Annotated in this window: 14 protein-coding genes; 4 read left to right on the top strand and 10 right to left on the bottom strand. The window is 39.5% G+C overall.

Going from position 1 to position 17664, the window contains the following annotated elements:
- Nucleotides 1-6: 6 nt before the first annotated feature.
- The gene (locus ACTHN6_RS14270) at nt 7-1809 is read left to right on the top strand and encodes a RagB/SusD family nutrient uptake outer membrane protein (protein WP_440436443.1); all 1803 of its coding nucleotides are present in this window, start codon (nt 7-9) and stop codon (nt 1807-1809) included.
- Between the two features lie 291 nt (nt 1810-2100).
- The gene (locus ACTHN6_RS14265) at nt 2101-5253 is read left to right on the top strand and encodes a VCBS repeat-containing protein (protein ID WP_440436442.1); all 3153 of its coding nucleotides are present in this window, start codon (nt 2101-2103) and stop codon (nt 5251-5253) included.
- A 16-nt stretch (nt 5254-5269) separates the two neighbouring features.
- Here the strand turns inward: ACTHN6_RS14265 and ACTHN6_RS14260 are convergent, their stop codons facing one another.
- From ACTHN6_RS14260 to ACTHN6_RS14245, 4 genes are all read right to left on the bottom strand, one after another.
- Nucleotides 5270-5914 carry an SDR family oxidoreductase gene (locus tag ACTHN6_RS14260; RefSeq protein WP_440436441.1) on the bottom strand — a complete coding sequence of 215 codons (645 nt, stop codon included), beginning with the start codon at nt 5912-5914 and terminating at the stop codon, nt 5270-5272.
- Between the two features lie 121 nt (nt 5915-6035).
- Entirely contained in the window at nt 6036-7568 is a 1533-nt protein-coding gene (locus ACTHN6_RS14255; RefSeq protein ID WP_440436440.1) for a trypsin-like peptidase domain-containing protein, read from the bottom strand.
- Nucleotides 7569-7746: 178 nt separating this feature from the next.
- A complete protein-coding gene (locus ACTHN6_RS14250) occupies nt 7747-8103 on the bottom strand; it encodes a DUF4870 domain-containing protein (RefSeq protein WP_440436439.1) in 357 nt (118 codons plus the stop codon).
- A 66-nt stretch (nt 8104-8169) separates the two neighbouring features.
- Nucleotides 8170-9915: a discoidin domain-containing protein gene (locus tag ACTHN6_RS14245; RefSeq protein ID WP_440436438.1), complete on the bottom strand. Its 1746-nt coding sequence runs from the start codon at nt 9913-9915 to the stop codon at nt 8170-8172.
- 169 nt (nt 9916-10084) lie between these two features.
- On the opposite strand from ACTHN6_RS14245, the gene ACTHN6_RS14240 reads away from it, so the two are divergent.
- Nucleotides 10085-10534: a hypothetical protein gene (locus tag ACTHN6_RS14240; protein WP_440436437.1), complete on the top strand. Its 450-nt coding sequence runs from the start codon at nt 10085-10087 to the stop codon at nt 10532-10534.
- Nucleotides 10535-10660: 126 nt separating this feature from the next.
- Here ACTHN6_RS14240 and ACTHN6_RS14235 read toward each other — a convergent pair whose 3' ends face one another.
- Nucleotides 10661-11530 (bottom strand): hypothetical protein, encoded by an 870-nt coding sequence (locus tag ACTHN6_RS14235; protein ID WP_440436436.1) that lies wholly within the window; start codon nt 11528-11530, stop codon nt 10661-10663.
- On the opposite strand from ACTHN6_RS14235, the gene ACTHN6_RS14230 reads away from it, so the two are divergent.
- The gene (locus ACTHN6_RS14230; protein WP_440436435.1) at nt 11524-11934 is read left to right on the top strand and encodes an OsmC family protein; all 411 of its coding nucleotides are present in this window, start codon (nt 11524-11526) and stop codon (nt 11932-11934) included. The two genes, ACTHN6_RS14235 and ACTHN6_RS14230, sit on opposite strands and share 7 nt — an antisense overlap.
- An 85-nt stretch (nt 11935-12019) precedes the next feature.
- Here ACTHN6_RS14230 and ACTHN6_RS14225 read toward each other — a convergent pair whose 3' ends face one another.
- The 5 genes from ACTHN6_RS14225 to ACTHN6_RS14205 form a co-directional block, all read right to left on the bottom strand.
- Entirely contained in the window at nt 12020-13957 is a 1938-nt protein-coding gene (locus tag ACTHN6_RS14225; RefSeq protein WP_440436434.1) for a lectin-like domain-containing protein, read from the bottom strand.
- Between the two features lie 86 nt (nt 13958-14043).
- Entirely contained in the window at nt 14044-15315 is a 1272-nt protein-coding gene (locus tag ACTHN6_RS14220) for a DUF2851 family protein (protein WP_440436433.1), read from the bottom strand.
- A 63-nt stretch (nt 15316-15378) separates the two neighbouring features.
- Nucleotides 15379-15963 (bottom strand): Maf family nucleotide pyrophosphatase, encoded by a 585-nt coding sequence (locus ACTHN6_RS14215; protein WP_440436432.1) that lies wholly within the window; start codon nt 15961-15963, stop codon nt 15379-15381.
- The gene (locus ACTHN6_RS14210) at nt 15956-16891 is read right to left on the bottom strand and encodes a geranylgeranylglycerol-phosphate geranylgeranyltransferase (RefSeq protein ID WP_440436517.1); all 936 of its coding nucleotides are present in this window, start codon (nt 16889-16891) and stop codon (nt 15956-15958) included. The genes ACTHN6_RS14215 and ACTHN6_RS14210 overlap by 8 nt, the downstream gene beginning before the upstream one ends.
- Nucleotides 16892-16927: 36 nt before the next feature.
- Nucleotides 16928-17443, bottom strand: a complete 516-nt coding sequence (locus ACTHN6_RS14205) for a KdsC family phosphatase (RefSeq protein WP_440436431.1) — start codon at nt 17441-17443, stop codon at nt 16928-16930.
- Nucleotides 17444-17664 lie beyond the last annotated feature (221 nt).

Here is a 17664-nt window from a genome sequence, read left to right as displayed (position 1 = left end):
GATTTTATGAACGTAGATCCTCTTGATAGGATCAATAGTGATCTTACCTGGCAGGATGGAGCCCTTGCTGAAGCATTTGTATTAGGTTGCTATTCCAAATTGGCTATGGGCGGTTTTAGTGAAGAAATGCTTGCCTCTCTATCCGATGAAGCTGTATTTACCCATACAGGCCGTGGTATTAATACCATAAATGAAGGTAGCTTAAGCCCTTCTAACTTAGGTATGAATAACGGTACCACTTATGATTGGGACGATATGTACATCGGCATAAGGTCATGTAATTTTGCATTAGAAAACATGAACGCTGATGGCTCATTCTCCGATACCACTTTAAAAAGGAAATTAAATGGAGAAGCGCACTTTTTAAGAGCTTATTATTATCACCAGCTGGTTCGTTATTATGGAAGTGTGCCATTAATATTAAAGTCATATATGCTCACTGATGATTTTAATATTGGCAGAAATACATTTGAAGAATGTGTGAACCAAATTGTAAGTGATTGTGATAGTGCTGCTATGTTGCTTGATGGATTTTCAGCGCAGGAAGGCCGCGCCTCTTCTTTGGCAGCCCTGGCCTTAAAATCCCGTGTATTACTTTATGCTGCCAGCGATTTGCATGATATGCCAACTGCAAAAGCAAAATCAGATCTTTTAGCCTCCTATCCAAACCCTGAATTTTTAGGATATACATCTGGCGACAGAACGGCACGCTGGCAGGCTGCACAAGCCGCTGCTAAAGCAGTGGTAGATATGGGTATTGGCTACAAGCTCAATCTTGCAGCACCGGTATCCGCAGAGGAAGGCACCCAAAACTACATAGCCTTATCCATGGGAGGCAAAAGCAATGTTGCCGATGCCACCGCTGGAGAAGAAATAATATTTGGACGATATTTTACGGCAGATAAAGATGAGGGCGGCAGACAGCAAGGCCTGTATAATGGCCCCAATGGATATCACTGTTGGGCTGGGAATACGCCTATAGGATTATTAGTTGATGATTACGAAATGGATGACGGGTCTGATTTCACATGGTCTGATCCTGCCTTAAAAGCTGCTCCATACAAAAACAGAGACCCCCGTTTTTATGCTTCTATTTTATATGATGGTGCCAACTGGAAACCCCGCAATTTGATTTCCGGCGATGTAGACCCTGCCAGCCAGGTACAAACCGGTCAGTATGATCTTATTTCCAATGGAAACCAGATTATATTTAAAGGCCTGGATACCAGGAGCAGTTCTATTGAAGACTGGAACGGCTCACGAACAGGGTATTATGTACGCAAGTTTATAGATCCTGATCCAGCGATTGTGGATAATAACGGAAGGCAAAATATACCCTGGCCATTCCTGAGATATACTGAAGCGGTTTTTAATTATATAGAAGCTTCAATTGAATTAAATGATTTGTCAGACGCTATCATGTGGCTTAACAGAATCAGGTTTAGAGCGGGCATGCCAGCCATTACTGAAACTTCCCAAGCGGCTTTGCGAGATAAATACCGGCAAGAAAGAAGGATAGAAATGGCATACGAAGAACAACGGTATCACGATGCCCGCAGGTGGATGATTGCACCACAAACACTCGGTAGAAAACTAACATTCATTAATGTGGTTGGCAAGTTTAAGCCGGGTAAAAGTATGGCATCTCCTTATCATCATGATGAAACTGTTTATGATTATACCTATTCACCGGTTACTGATGTTGCTCACGAAAACCGGCAATGGCTTGAGAAAATGTACTTTAGGCCCTTTAGCAGAGATGAGGTAAACAAAAACTCACAACTTGTCCAGAATCCCGGTTACGAATAATTCCTTATCGAATAACATTTTTAGTTTTGAATCTATACCGGCATAATGCCGGTATAGATTTTTTAGTTTACTATCTTTTCCATTCTAAGTTATTGCATGCAATATTTAATAAAACCATTTCCGCTGCTTTTCCCTGTATTATTTTTTGTAGCTTTTATTGCTGGATGTACACCCAAGAAAAATCATGCCTCAGATGGAGGCAGCATAGACAATGGAAACATGTTGTTCACCTTACTTCCATCCGGGAAAACTAACGTCAGCTTTAGCAATGAAATTCAGGAAACACTGAACATGAACGTGCTCATGTATGAATATTATTACAATGGTGGTGGCGTAGCGGTTGGTGATGTAAATAATGATGGTTTGGATGATATTTATTTTTCAGGCAATGTGGTTGATAACAGGTTGTATTTAAATAAAGGCAACATGCAATTCCAGGATATTACGGCAACTGCTGCTGTTGCAGGCAGGCCCGGGCCATGGAAAACAGGAGTGTGCATGGCTGACATAAATGGTGATGGAAGACTTGATATATATGTATGTCATTCAGGAAAATTGCGGGCAGAAAAAAGGCAAGACGAGCTTTTTATAAACCAGGGTAACGATGCATCCGGAATTCCATCATTTAAAGAGCAAGCCGCCAAGTATGGCCTGGCTGATACTGGCTTTAGTACGCAGGCCTTCTTTTTTGATTATGATCGCGACGGTGATCTGGATATGTTATTGTTGCATCATAATCCTAAAAACCTGCCTGTATTAGACCCTCAACAAACAGCTTTGTTGTTTAGCCAGCCAAATGATGCCATAGGATTGAAACTGTATAAAAATGATAATAATCATTTTAAGGATGCCACGCTTGCAGCGAAACTTAACAGCAGCGCATTAAGTTATGGCCTGGGCGCCGGCATTGCTGATATTAACAGCGATGGATGGCCCGACATGTATATTTCCAACGATTATGGCGTTCCCGATTTCTTATATATCAACAATAAAAACGGAACATTCAGCAACGAAATTCAAAACTTCATGGGGCATATTTCTAATTTCTCTATGGGTAATGATGTTGCAGATGTTAATAATGATTGCCTGCCCGATATTATCACGCTTGATATGCTGCCGGAGGAAAATCACCGGCAAAAAACTTTGTTCATGCCGGATAACTATGAAAAGTTTGAAGTGCTTTTGCAATCCGGTTTTTATTACCAGTATATGCGCAATATGTTGCAGGTAAATAATGGCAACAATACTTTTAGTGAAGCAGGACAAATTGCAGGCATATCTAATACCGACTGGAGCTGGACGCCGCTGTTTGCAGACTTTGATAACGACGGATGGAAAGATTTGTTTGTTACAAACGGTTATCTGCGTGATTATACAGACCTTGATTTTATCACCTATCTCAACCAGGTGGAGCAGTCCAATACAAGATTAAACAGGGAAGATCTTTTGAACATGATCGAAAAAATGCCTGCATCCAACATTGAGAATTATCTCTTTAAAAATAACGGGCTGATTTTTTCAAATGTTAGCAAAGCATGGGGCATAAACATGCCATCTAACAGCACCGGTGCGGCGTATGCTGATCTTGATAATGATGGCGACCTTGATCTTATTGTAAATAATATAAACCTGCCTGCCTTTATTTACAATAATACCGGAAGCAATCATTCAAACAATCATTATCTCACTGTAAAACTCAACGGGGAGAGTAAAAATACTGCGGGTATTGGTGCAAAGCTTACAGCCTGGTGCAAAGGCAAAAAGCAATATATAGAGCAACAACCATCACGTGGATACCAGTCAAGCGTTTCAACGCTTTTGCACTTTGGTTTGGGAGAAGATAATATTGTTGATTCATTGCGCATAGTGTGGCAAAGCGGTAAGCAACAGGTGCTGGCAAGTGTCAAATCCAATCAAACACTAATAGTAAATGAAAAAGATGCAAAAGATATCTATCATCCTGAAACACCCGCGAAAGCTTTATTTACTGAAATAAAATCTCCCATTAATTATACCGATGCAACCCCTGATATTAATGATTTTAAACGCCAGCCCCTGCTTACTAACCCGCTTTCTTTTGCCGGCCCCTGTATGGCAAAAGCTGATATAAATAATGATGGCCTTGAAGATGTTTATGTTGGTGGCGGAAACGGGCTGCCAGGCGCAATATTCCTTCAGCAAAAAAACGGAATCTTCAATAAAACGCCGCCGCCTGCTTTTGATGCAGATAAACAAAGCACTGACGCGGATGCTGTTTTTTTTGATGCCAACCGTGATGGTTTTAATGATTTGTATGTGGCAAGTGGCGGTTATAATAATTTTACTTCAGATGATATTTTGTTGCTGGACAGGTTGTATATGAATGATGGAAAAGGCAATTTTATAAAAGCCGATGGCGCCCTGCCAGAAATGCGTGTTAGTAAAAGTTGTGTACGTGTAGCCGACATGAATGGCGATGGTCATCCTGATATTTTTGCAGGCGGAAGGGTTATTCCCGGTAATTATCCTGAAACACCACAAAGTTACCTGCTGATAAATGACGGCAAGGGGCATTTTAAAGATGAGACGGCTACGCTTGCACCTGCACTTCAAAAAGCCGGGATGATAACAGATGCTGCATGGACAGATCTCAATAATGATAAAAAAAATGATCTTATTGTTGTTGGGGAATGGATGCCCGTAACTGTATTGATAAATGATAACGGGAAGCTTGTAAATAAAACAACAGATTATTTTGATAAGGAGTACAGCGGTTTATGGAATAAATTGTTGGTAGGTGATTTTAATAAAGATGGCAAACAGGATATTATTATCGCCAACCAGGGTTTAAACAGCCAGCTCAAAGCAAGCGATGATGAACCGGCTGAACTTTATTATAAAGATTTTGACGGCAATGGCACCATCGACCCGATACTTTCCTTTTATGTACAAGGGAAAAGTTATCCTTATATGTCGAGAAATGAGTTGATAGCCCAGGTTCCTGATATGCAAAAAAAATTCGCCGATTATAAAAGCTACGCCGATGCAACCATCGGTGATCTTTTTACAAAAAGTGAACTCAGGAATGCCGGTCATTTAAAACTGAATTATTTAAAAACCGTATTATTTGAAGGCAGTGCTGATGGAAAATTCAAGGAAAAAGAACTGCCTTTGCAGGCGCAGTATTCGCCGGTATTTACTATTACAGCCTTTGATTATGATAAAGACGGTAATGAAGATATTTTGCTTTGCGGCAATATAAATCATGCAAGGCTGCGGTTTGGAAAATTCGACGCCAATTATGGTGCATTGCTTCACAATGATGGTAAAGGAAATTTTGAGTATGTGCCGCAATATGTTTCTGGCTTTGATATTCGGGGTGATGTGCGCAGTGCTGTCATTATCAATAATACTTTGATATTTGGCATTAATGGAAGTGCGGTGAAAGCTTACAGCATGCCATAACAAAAGTTTTGAATAGTTAACTGCAATTGATAATCTGCCCCGTTGTATGGCTTGATTTTTCAGATAATAAAAAAGCTACTGTATTGTCAGCTTCTTCATTTTGTCTATCGCCGGCCAGCACAGCATTCACGCGAATATTGTATTTTAATAGTTCCACAGCCCATTCACGCGTTAATGCCTTTATGCCGTCGTTAACTGCTACATGAACGTAATTCCCATCTTTGTTTTTTGCAGCATTTGAAATGATATTTACAATAGCGCCTCTCGAAATTTTTAACGCGGGCAATGCATGCTGCACAAGCAGGAAAGGAGATATAAAATTGTTATGAAGCGAAGCCATAAATTGTTCATACCTGTCTACTTCAGAAGCAGCGGCATCATCATTACATGCGTAATTTACCAATCCATAAATGCCTCCGGTATATTCAAGTATCTTTTCAATAGCAGCCTTGCTGGTTTCAGGATTGGAAAGTGTTGTGGCAATCTGCAGGTATTTACCACCGGTTGAAATAGGGATTTCATTTATTGTTAAATCACCAGCTTCATCATCAATAATTACGGGAACTGCTCCTTCCGCCGCCAGCATATTTATTAAATGTTCATCCAATCTTCCAGCTATTCCTGAAACAATAATGGTTTTATCTTTTAAATTCAAATCCATATAAAATAAGCAGATTAATCTTTAGCAACAAACTGCCCAGCCCCTAAGATATTTTTTATCCATTAATAACAATAAAAAAACCGCTGTTAAGCGGCTTTTTATTCGATATAAACTTATGCAATTAAGGATTGCTTTCATTATCATTATTGCCATTATCAGAACCACCAAGCGTTAATGGATAACCATAAGTTCCGTCATAACCGGGATAAATACCTTCAAGTCTTACGGTTCCGCTGGAATTGCTTAATATGCTTTTAAGATCATCAACAGAATTCACGTCCTGGCCATCAACGCTTGTAATAATAAATCCTTCCTGTATGCGCGTGTTCTTTAATAAACCACTGCCTAACTTCTGCACCTGGACACCGCCGGAAATATCATTCTTTTTGGCTGTTTCTTTATCCACGTTTACCAGTGTGCCGCCAAGGGCATCAAAAGCTGAAGATGCATTATTTTTTACAACTTCGTAGTTACCCGATTTATTTTTTAAAGTAAGTGAAACAGTATTCTCTTTTCCACCTCTTGTATAGGTGAGGTTAATTTTGTCGCCGGGTTTGTAGCGGGCTATTTGTTCCTGCAGTTCAGACCCTGAATTTACATTAACATTGTTCAGCTTTGTAATAAAATCACCTTTTTGAACGCCTGCAGATTTAGCTGCGCCGTCTGTAGCCACGCCGGTAATATAAATGCCGGAACCTTCTTTAACGCCCATTGCTTTTTTCTGTTCATCTGAGGCATTGTCGGGTATATAATTTATACCAATATAAGCCCTTTGAACTGCGCCATATTTAATAAGGTCGTTCACTGCCTTTTTTACAATGTTTACAGGTATTGCATAAGAATAACCTGCATACGAACCGGTAGGGGAGGCAATGGCAGAGTTAATACCTATTAATTCACCGGTTGTATTAATCAAAGCGCCGCCGCTGTTACCTGGGTTTACAGCAGCGTCTGTTTGTATAAAAGATTCAATAGCACGATCGCTCTTATTAATACCGATGCTTCTTGCTTTTGCACTTATGATGCCCGCTGTAACGGTTACATCAAGGTTAAGCGGGTAGCCAACTGCCATTACCCATTGACCAAGTTTCACATCATCGCTGTTGCCCATTAACATAAAGGGCAAATTGTCAGCGTCAACTTTAATTACAGCAAGGTCTGTATTGGGGTCGGTACCTATTATAGTTGCCTTGTAAGACTTGCGGTTACTGAGGGTTACGTTAATTTCGCTGGCCCCGTTTACCACGTGGTTGTTGGTAATAATATAACCATCTTTCGTCATAATAACACCACTGCCGCTTGCCTGCTGATCGGGTATGGAATAAGATCTTGGCCCGCCAAAAAACTGGAAGAACGGATCGTCATCGCCAAACATATCGCCAAAGGGGCTCCTGCTTCTTGAAGAAACGGTTTTGCCTTTAATCTTGGTTTTTATATGAACTACTGCAGGGGTGGCAGAAGTGGCTGCATCCGTAAAATCGGGAATGCCCGTAGGTGTATTTTTATCAAAAAAGCCTGCATAGTTTACAGGTATTTTTCCATCGTTCTGTATTGTAACAGCGTTGCTGCTTATCCATTTGCCATAACCCCAGATGCTTAATAAGGAAGTAGCAATGCTGATTGCAATTACCAGGAAAACGTTCTTTAATTTCATTTTCAGTAAAGTTTTAAATTAATGCATTGTAAAAGCTCTCAATAAATATGCCTTTCTGATAGCAAAATAACAAACCTGTTTAAAAGTCAGCTCACAACGGAAATCCATTTAACAAAGATTTGACGAAGGTTGTCGTAGTATGATTTTTTGTCGCTTATAGCCGCAACATCCGGTTATCTTACTTTATGAGCCTTATACAAAAAGGATATCTGTACAATTTGCCCTCACTGGCACGAATGGTAGCCACAATAACCAGCACTGCGCCGATTAAGCCAACGATCCATAGTAATAATATTCCGATTACTGTAATGAAGAGTATGAAGCAGATGATAAATAATGTTATCTGGAAATTGAGCGATTCTTTTGCATGATAGGCAACGAATGACGATTCATTTTTTTTGATAAGGTATATTATCAACGGCCCAAGTATAGGAAAAACAAACGTTAAGATATGCGCCAGTAACGCCATCGTCTTTTCATCGCTGGTTGGCGGAATTACAGGTAATTCATCAGTGCCTAATAAATCTTCTTGCATAAAAGGTTTTCTTAAAGATAAATAAATTGCCTTTAAACGAAATTTAAATTGTTATGTATGGCAACATCATTCCACTTTAATTACCTGCGTTCTTGCACTCACCCCGTTTTCATTAACCGCTTCTATCTGAAAATAATAAGGTTTATCCCTTTCCATGGCAGAAAAATAATATTCATTTGTATTATACACCATAATGCTGGTATATAATTTATCCGGCGCAATACCTGTGTAAATATTATATGAGTAAGCATCATTGCTTAACTGCCATTTAAGCCAGCTATTCCTTCGTTCGCTGTCGCCGCGCAACACTATAAAATGTTTAACCGTATCAGGTTTTGCGCCGCTGCCGTTTCCAAATACACGCAGCCCGCTGATGGCAAATTTGCCATCGGCTGTATGAATGTTTTCAAGCTTGATATAACGGGCTAATGCCGGTACAGGAAGTTCAATATATTCATGCGGCACATCGGTTTTGTTGTTGCTTTTATCAATCAAAACATTCCATGTTTTTCCATCTAATGATGCATATAATTTATATTGATGATAGATGGTTGTGCTTTTGCCGAGTATATCTGCATCCTGGTCGGCATAATTTATCTGGATAGCTTTTACAGTGTCAATGTTTCCCAGGTCAGACTGAATCCATTCGCCTTTACCGGCTGTTGTAGCGCACCAATAGGTTTTAATATTTTCATCCACTGCATTGTTGGCTTCATAATTTCCAAAGGTGGATGAAACAGTTACCGGTTTATTATAGTTCAACAGCATCCAGCCGGTAAAATTTCCTTTAATATGATCTTCATCTTTATGTGATGGCAAATAAGTTGGATAATCGCCAAAAGCGGTATTACAGTACATTACATCATCCTTATCAAAACCGGCAGGCCATATACCAATGCGGCGTTCAAAATTGTTTTTTACGTTCACAATCATCGTGCTTACATGCCACCAGTTGCCATACGCATCCTGGTAGGTTGCGCCATGGCCTGCACCTGTTGCAAAGCCACCCGGCTTAAATGAAAAAGGATTATGCGATTGGTAAGTGAAAGGTCCAAGCGGCTTATTACCCACGTATACCCCATCTCCATAACCGCTGAATTCTGTACCCGGCGCGCCATATTGCAAATAATATTTATTATGGTATTTTGTCATCCACGAACCTTCAATAAATGGCTTGAGGAAAGTGTTGTCATGATATTCACCAAAACGTTCCCAGCCATGAATACTATCATTCAAATGCAATAAAGCTTTGCGTTCGCCAATGGGTTGAAATGTTTTCCTGTTAATTTCCTGTCCATAGGTTGGATAAGTATTGCTTGAACCGAAATAGATATACAGCCTGCCATCATCATCTGCTAAAAATGCCGGGTCCCATGCGCCCACTTTGAATGAATCAACGAGTGGCTTCCAGTCGTCAACCGTTGGGTTAGTGCTCATCCATAACGTAAAAGCCTGTGTATAGGTAGAGCCGATGACGATCATGGTGTCGTGCAATACGGCAACAGCCGGAGCGCATAATTCATCATATACATTGGTATCGGGTTTTAAAAATTTGCGCGGGATGAATTTCCAGTTCAGCATATCACTGCTCCACCAATAACCCCATTGATTGGTAGAGAATAAAAAATATTTGTCCTTATATAAAACAATAACCGGATCGGCGGTTGCCCTATGTCTTCCCTGTTCCGAGAAATTTGGAATAGGCGTAAAACCATAATCTATATTGATAGGGTTGCAATACGTTTTTTGCTGTGCCTGCAATGAAGAGGTGAGCAAAGTAAGAACCAGTAAAACAAATATTCTGTTCAGCATAACAAACAATTTATTAATAGTATAACCGCAGCGGCCAAATTCTTCAGGGCACAACCCATCTGCTCAAGCCGGTGAATTTAAAATATCAAAATAAACTTTTTTATGTTTACTTTTAATAAGGATTCACCGTCCAAATACCATCTTATTGCTAACAATTAAAACACCTACTATGGCATTCTTTGATTTCCTTCACATTTTTACCGACCTGTTTAATGCTGCAGAAAAAGCATGGAAAAAATTAGAACCTACTGTACAGGATGCTTTGCTTGATGGCTCAGGTATAATAAATGTAATAAGTCAGAATTTAGAAGCAACTCCGGAAGAATTATTTGAGCTTATTCAGAAAAAATTTCCTAATATATCAAAGGAGAAATTAGCTGAAGGCTTAAATAAAGTAAGTGATGGATTTAAGCTTTCGCAGGATATTGAAACGCCTGATTTGCTTACTACTGTCAAAAACCTGCAAACGTATTTTTCGGGCCTGCATGGCAAGTTTTGGGAAAGCGCCACTTCAATAGCTGCGCAGGTGCTTTCTACCATTTTTTCGCCAGACGATACACCGTTTGGAAAAATTTCAACCCTGATTGAGTTTGTGTACAGGAAGAAGATAAAGAAATAAGCTGCCGTTGTATTAACTGTAATTGAAGTTGATATAGTGATTGATGAGTTGTCAGTAAATACAGGGCTCTTGCTTTATCACTCACAACTCACTACTGACAATTCACGATTACTTAAGGCTACATAATTATTTTCGGAATCCGAATTCAATGGCTATATAGGCATTGTAGAAAAATTTCTTTGGCTCGGCATCAACCATAATAGGCATGTCTTTGGTATAGAATTCTGCACTTACACCAATTTCAAGCGCAGATAATAATTCATTATACCGGCCATAATCAAAACGCAGGCCTGCATGTGCCACAAGGCCTGGCACAAATTTCATTTCACCAAAGCCCTTGGTTAACCCTGCACCGGAAATAGGATAGTTGAGAAATACTGTATCGGAAGGCCCCTGGTATTTTACATCCTGTGTTTCACCGGTATTGGGATCATACACAGTTACGTAGTAAGGTTTTAATAACCCTGCAGAAAAACCACCGCCATAAATAGCAGAAACGGCCACGCCATTTTTGGTGCCTTTGCCGCCAATAAGCCTTTGCTGCCCAATACCAATATTTACATTATAAAAAACATTGCGCTTACCATAAATAAAAGAATTGCCAACCGGGTAACCGGTATAGGGATCGGAAGGTGTTATTCTTTCTTCCTTGTGGCTTTTGCGTTCACCTATTTCAACAAACCAGGTATTGGTTGTATTAATGGTTTTGTATTTGCCGTGTTCGTATATGGCAGTCCATCCATCCGTATTTAATTTAAAGCCAAAAAGAGATTGCTTATTATAAATTAATGCACCTTCTTCTTCGCGTTTAATAAGGTCTGCAATGTGCTGCCTGCGTTCCTGTCTTTTAATATCTTTTTCGCTTTCTGCTTTTTTTTCTTGCTGCTGCGCAAAAATTTGTCCTGTAACAATAAAGCAGAGTAAAAACAAAATTATCTTGCGGTACATGTGTAAATTGATAATCGTAAATTTATAATAAATATTGTGTAATGACATCTGAAATAATTTATAAAGGCTCGTTAAGAACAGAAGCAAAACACCTGCAAAGTAATACTATAATTGAAACAGATGCGCCAACCGATAACCAGGGTAAAGGCGAAAGATTTTCACCCACCGATTTACTTGCTACTTCTCTGGGTAGCTGCATGCTTACCATCATGGGTATTAAGGCAAGGGATATGAATATTTCACTGGAAGGAACGGAAGTAAGCATTCAAAAAAATATGAAGTCCGAACCAAGGCGTGTGGGCGGCATTGATGTACATTTTGATTTTCCTGCATCACTTACATTAGATGATAAAGAAAAAACAATTCTGGAACGTGCGGCGCTCACCTGCCCCGTTGCTAAAAGCATTCATCCAGATATTGAAATGAATGTAAACTTTGGATGGAAGAATTAAACTACCAAAGTTTTTGTATAGAGAAGTATCTCTGTTAGCCCGGTATTCTCTGTGCGATATTATTTGAATCACTTCTGAAAAATATCTAACGTATTAAAACGAGCGTTCCTTGTTTTTTTAAAACTGATCCGGTGCTTGTCTTGCCTTCAACCATCCACACATAGGTGCCGGAAGGTTGAGGTGTTCCGTTCCGTGTTCCATCCCATCCGCGGGATGTATTTTTTGATGAATAGATAACCTGGCCCCAGCGGTTTAGAATTTTGAAAAACATGATTTCAGTTATGCCTGCCGGTATTATATTAAAAAGATCATTTCTTCCATCCCCATTTGGTGTAAAAGCTGTGGGCACATAAATTTCCGGGCCTTTAACCACACGCAGGCGCAAAGTGTCTGTTGTGGCGCAGCCCACATCTGTTGAAGCCGTAAGAATATACGTAATATCATTATCCAGCATAGCAATGGGGTTGGCTATGTTTGGATTGTCAAGTCCTGTTGGCGGCGACCAGCTATAATTAATGCCGCCACTTGCCTGCAATTGATAAGGATAACCCTGTAAAATAGTTGAATCCCTTCCTGCATAAGCATCCGTTCCGTAAATGATCACAGGTTTTGTGATCGTATCTGTAATGCATCCGTTAGCAGCCTGCGCTATAAGCGATACATTATAAGTACCGGTATCGGCAAACTTATGTTGTACAGATGGCGCCGATGAAAAATTGTTATCATTAAAATCCCAGTACCAGCTATTGATAGGAGTAGATGGTGTTAAGTTTTCGGATGTAAAATTCACAGGTGTATTTTTACAAGCGTCTTCTTTTTCAAAATCTATTTCCGGCGCTTTTAATACTGTAAAAGTTTTTGTTGCCGTATCAGAAGCGCAGCCTTCTTTCGTTTTCACATACAACTGCACGGTATATTGGCCGGCTGCATAATTAACCGGTAAAGGATCTGGTAAAGATGAAGTAGCGCCGTTTCCAAAATTCCAATACCAGTAACTTTTAGTGCCAACATCCAGGCTGGTTGCATCGGTGAATATAACATTATTGTTATCACATATTGGTGAAGGCGCTGTATTAAAACCTGCAACGGGATAACTGCCTACCGTTATTTCCTGTTTGGTAGTGTCTGATGTGCAACCATCTCCGCCCGTAATATTTAAAGTAACCGTGTATTTGCCGGGGTTTGCATAAGTATGCGATGGAGGGCTTTGAGAAGTAGAGGTTGTGCCATCTCCAAAATTCCAACGCCAGCCCGCAATGTTGCCAAACGATACTGAACTATCAGCAAAAGTAAGCGGTGTGCCTACGCAGGTATTGGTATAAGAAGTAAGATTAAATTTTGCATCAAGCGAAGTGCACATCCTTTGCAGGTTAACCGAACCGCCTGTTGCAGAAGTAAAGCCCCAGTAAACCATCGGGTCGTTATTAAAAATAGTTGCAACCAAATCTTTTTCCAATGCTAAACGCAAAACACCATCCATTTTAATAAACATAGAATCAACAGATGGTTTCCAGTTTATTTCAAGCACATGCCACTGGCAATCTTCAATATTAGCATTGCCGGCAAGGGCCTGTACAGGGCCGGCGAGGTTGTTTGATGTAGTGTGATCAACATCTCCGTTTGCCTGTATGGCAATATGATCGTAAGATGGATCGCTTTGATTAGCGTTCTGCCAGGTATCAATTGTAACGCCAATAGAAGGTGTGATATTTTGGAAACCAAGTCCTTCACCCCTGGAACCAAGGCTTGTGCTTACAGGCTGTAAAACAAACGCAATGCCATCGGCGCCATTTGCATCTATGCAACCCAGGTAAACATTAAAGAAATAATCAAATGGTTGGGTGAGGTCAATTTTATTTTTATTCCATATTGAGCCGGATTGTGTTGGTGTTTCTGTGGTTAAAGTATAACAATGACAATTATCCTGTTTTGCAGAACCATTGAGCACATACGGATTTTGAGCAATAGCTGCCAGCCTTAAAATAAGTAATAAAAAAGCAAGCGGGATTTTTTTCTTCATCATAGCCGTGTACCGCGCTGCAATTTATTTGCAAGACGATATTGCTTTAATCGCATTTAACTTTTAAATGGTGATGCGGAAGATGAATACTATTCCCCGCGCAGCAATTTAACACCAACAGCGCAATCAAGGCATTTCTTTTTTATACAATAAGTATTTTTTAAATGAAGCAAGGCCTGGCTGTGCAAAGCATTTTGATTGGTAACGCCGTAACTTTTCCATTGCCTTGTGATCGAATTTTGTTCAGGCTCTAATTCCATTATCCAGTTAAGTGATTTTTCTTTCCAAACATTATCATTTTTGTTGATAGCATAAGCAAACATTACGGGTACAATAGTGTTGATAATGATATGATGAATAAAAGCTCTGCCAACAGATCTTTTAATATAAACAGCTTCATCTTTTAAAGTATAATGATAGTGCCAGAAATCGTTTGCCGTAACATCAAACCACTGAAAAATCTCACCAAGTTTTTTAGCTGATTTTATTTTGGAAAATAAATGGCTGGATTGATGGATGAGCATTGCCAGTTGCGCTAACCTTAATGTTGGAAAATTTGAAGGCCGCATTCGCAGGAATGCGGGCATTTTATTTACTGGCTGCAGCTTGTATTTCTTTGCAAGAAAACCGTATTCCTTTTGCAGCAAGGCCGGATATGCATCTTCAAAATCGCCATTTAGCAAACCCGCCTGCCCGAGCAGTAATGCTTCCAACTGGTGAATTTGATTTTTGTGTTTTGCCAATAAAATTACCGGTAAAGATTTAGCGATTTGTTCAAACACATCAGCATTCACTTTCATGCCAAAGCTGCGGCATAAACTTATCCAGAAAACTTCTTCCCAATTATTATTATTCTCGTTCAGCCATTGTTTTACTGTATTTGATTTTTGTTGCAGCCTTTCGGTTATTAATCTTTCCTTCCATCCAAGCCAGGCTATTTCACTTAAAGCGGGTAAAGAAAATGCACAGGCAATTTCATCGGAGCTGTGCATCAAATATTCAAAACGTTGAAGCGTAATTTTGGGAACAAGTGATTGAAGTTCTAATGTGGCAAGCGGCTGATTGCGGGCATCAAAAATTACTTCGTCATTCAACCATACAACATGCAGAATGATGTTACTGTAATTTTTGTCTGATGAATGATTATGCTGATGCCAATGCGATGCACAAACATGCAGTTCTATATTGCCAACCCAGAGTGTAGTATCAATTTTTATTTTAGCTTCCGAAAAATCAGGGCCTGCATTCCGGTTCAGATTGCCAGGGTGTATTATTTGCAAATTCTTTCCGTCTGAAGTTTGCAGGGCGGATTGGTTAAAATACCTGAATTGCCAGATGAATTGCAGCAATCTTTCGTTCATGGGGTTTACAATTGCATGAACAAGTTACATAATCATTGGGCAAAAGCAAAAACGATTTATGTATTATAAAGCGGTTGTAAAATGTTTCAGCTGCTGCAATACACGGCTTACGGGCAGGCCCATCACATTATAAAAATCGCCATTGATAGATTTTATACCGGTAACACCAATCCATTCCTGTATAGCATAGGCGCCGGCTTTATCGTAAGGCTTGTATTTATCAACGTAAAATATTATCTGTTCTTCTGTAAGTTCGTGGAACAGAACATGCGTAACATCTGCAAAACTTAATTCTTTATCTCCACTTAATAATACAACACCTGTAATTACGCGATGCTCATTGCCGGAAAGTGATTGCAGCATTTTAATAGCTTCATCGCGGCTGGCCGGTTTGTTAATCACCTTGTTGCCTAAAACCACTATGGTATCGGCTGCCAGTATTATAGCGTCGTTGTTTGATTTTTGCTGAACGGCTTTGGCCTTATTACGTGCAATAAAAACAGGAATTTCTTCGACAGGCATATTGGTTGAAAAACTTTCATCTGCATCGCTCGTTATAACATCAAAATTTATTTCAGCCCATTCAAGCAATTGTTTTCTGCGGGGCGATTGCGAAGCGAGAATAATTTTCAGTTTATTATCAGGCATAAATTTTAAAGAATATCATGGAAAGAATGCCGGTAAACATTACAAGCTTAACCATGGTGCTGAGCTTATGAAAATCCTGCGCCGTGGATGCTTTAAATAATTTTTGAAATATGTTTATCAGCGGCAGTATAATAAGTATAAAAGAATAAGCAATGGCAAACCACCAGCGCAATTGCAGCATATAAATCATTACCACAATTAATGCCAGTACCAGCACCATAAACCACACGGCCAGGTAAATTTTAGAGGCATTAAAGCCCCAAACTATAGGCATGGTTTTACAACCGTAACGCCTGTCGCCTTCCACATCTTCCATGTCTTTAACAGCTTCGCGTATAAGCGATATAATAAAAGCAAAACCGGTATATAAAAAAGTAACGCGTATTATTTTATGAAGGTTTGTATCGCCGGGATTAAAAAAGAAAAAACGGGCTTCGCACCAGGTTACCACGAGCACCGTCCATGCAGTTAAAACAGAGATAATGATATTGCCGGAAAGCAGTTTCTTTTTAAGCGAGATGGAATAAACGAACAATAGTAAAACACATACCAGGTTAGAAAGGCCGAGCAGGGTTACATGTGTGCTGAAGTCGAGGTAAAAACCAATAGCAACACCAACAAAACTTAAAGCCAGGTGCCAGGCAATGGCTGAACGGCGCTTGATTATTTTTTGAATAATGAGCCTTTCGGGTTTATTAATGCTGTCAATATTTAAATCAAAATAATCATTGATAATATAACCGGCAGCAGCTATTAAAACAGACGATAATATTAATAAAAAGAAATGCAACGGGTTAAGGCTTGGCCTGCGGCCGGCAGCAGCCAGCAAGGGCTGCATTACACAATACATAAACAGTAATTGTGTAATGGCTATGAAGATTAAATTAGGCCATCTTACCAGGCGAAAAAATGCTATTACTTTTTTCAGGATGAATACTTTGGCTGCAAAATAAATTAAAAGTATTTAAGCAGACTGTATATGCGTGTCGGGCCGCCATTTACCCTGCAGTTTCATTACTTTTTCAATCACATCGCGCACACAACCTTCGCCGCCTTTAAATGAAGAAACATATTTTGAGATAGTTTTCACTTCGGCCACTGCATCGGCAGGACAGCAGGCAAGGCCACAGTATTGCATTACATCTATATCCGGAATATCATCGCCCATGTACAGGATTTCTTCTTTTTTTAGGTTGAAAGCAGCTTCCAGCTCTTTTAATTTTTCCAGTTTGTTTTCTACATTCATATACACATCTGATATGCCAAGGTTTGAAAGCCTGTTATTTACCTGCGGCGATTTTCCGCCTGAAATTATAAATATGTTATAATTTTTCTTCACGGCGAGTTGCAGCGCATAACCATCTTTCACATGCATTCTTCTTGCCATAAGGCCATTTTCCAAAACTAATAAAGTGCCGTCGGTTAAAACGCCGTCAACATCAAATACAAATGCATTAATACTTTTAAAGATGCTTAGCATTTAAAAAAATTTGTTCAAAACTATGCCGGTAAACTTTTATAAAAGAAAGCGGGTGAAAGAAAAATAAAAAAAAGTCAAACTAACATTTGTTCGGATTGTAAAATCTTTATATTTTGCGTCTGCTTTTGACGTTTTAAAAGTCAATCGGTTGCTTGCTCATAACAAATCCCGTCGGTTCCCCGACGGGATTTTTTTATTAAAAAATTTGGGTGGAAAAAAAC

It is taken from the genome of Parafilimonas sp., assembly GCF_051953455.1.
GTDB lineage: Bacteria > Bacteroidota > Bacteroidia > Chitinophagales > Chitinophagaceae > Parafilimonas.
Note: the sequence above shows the minus strand (reverse complement) of the source record. Positions and strands in the feature narration are given on the sequence as shown.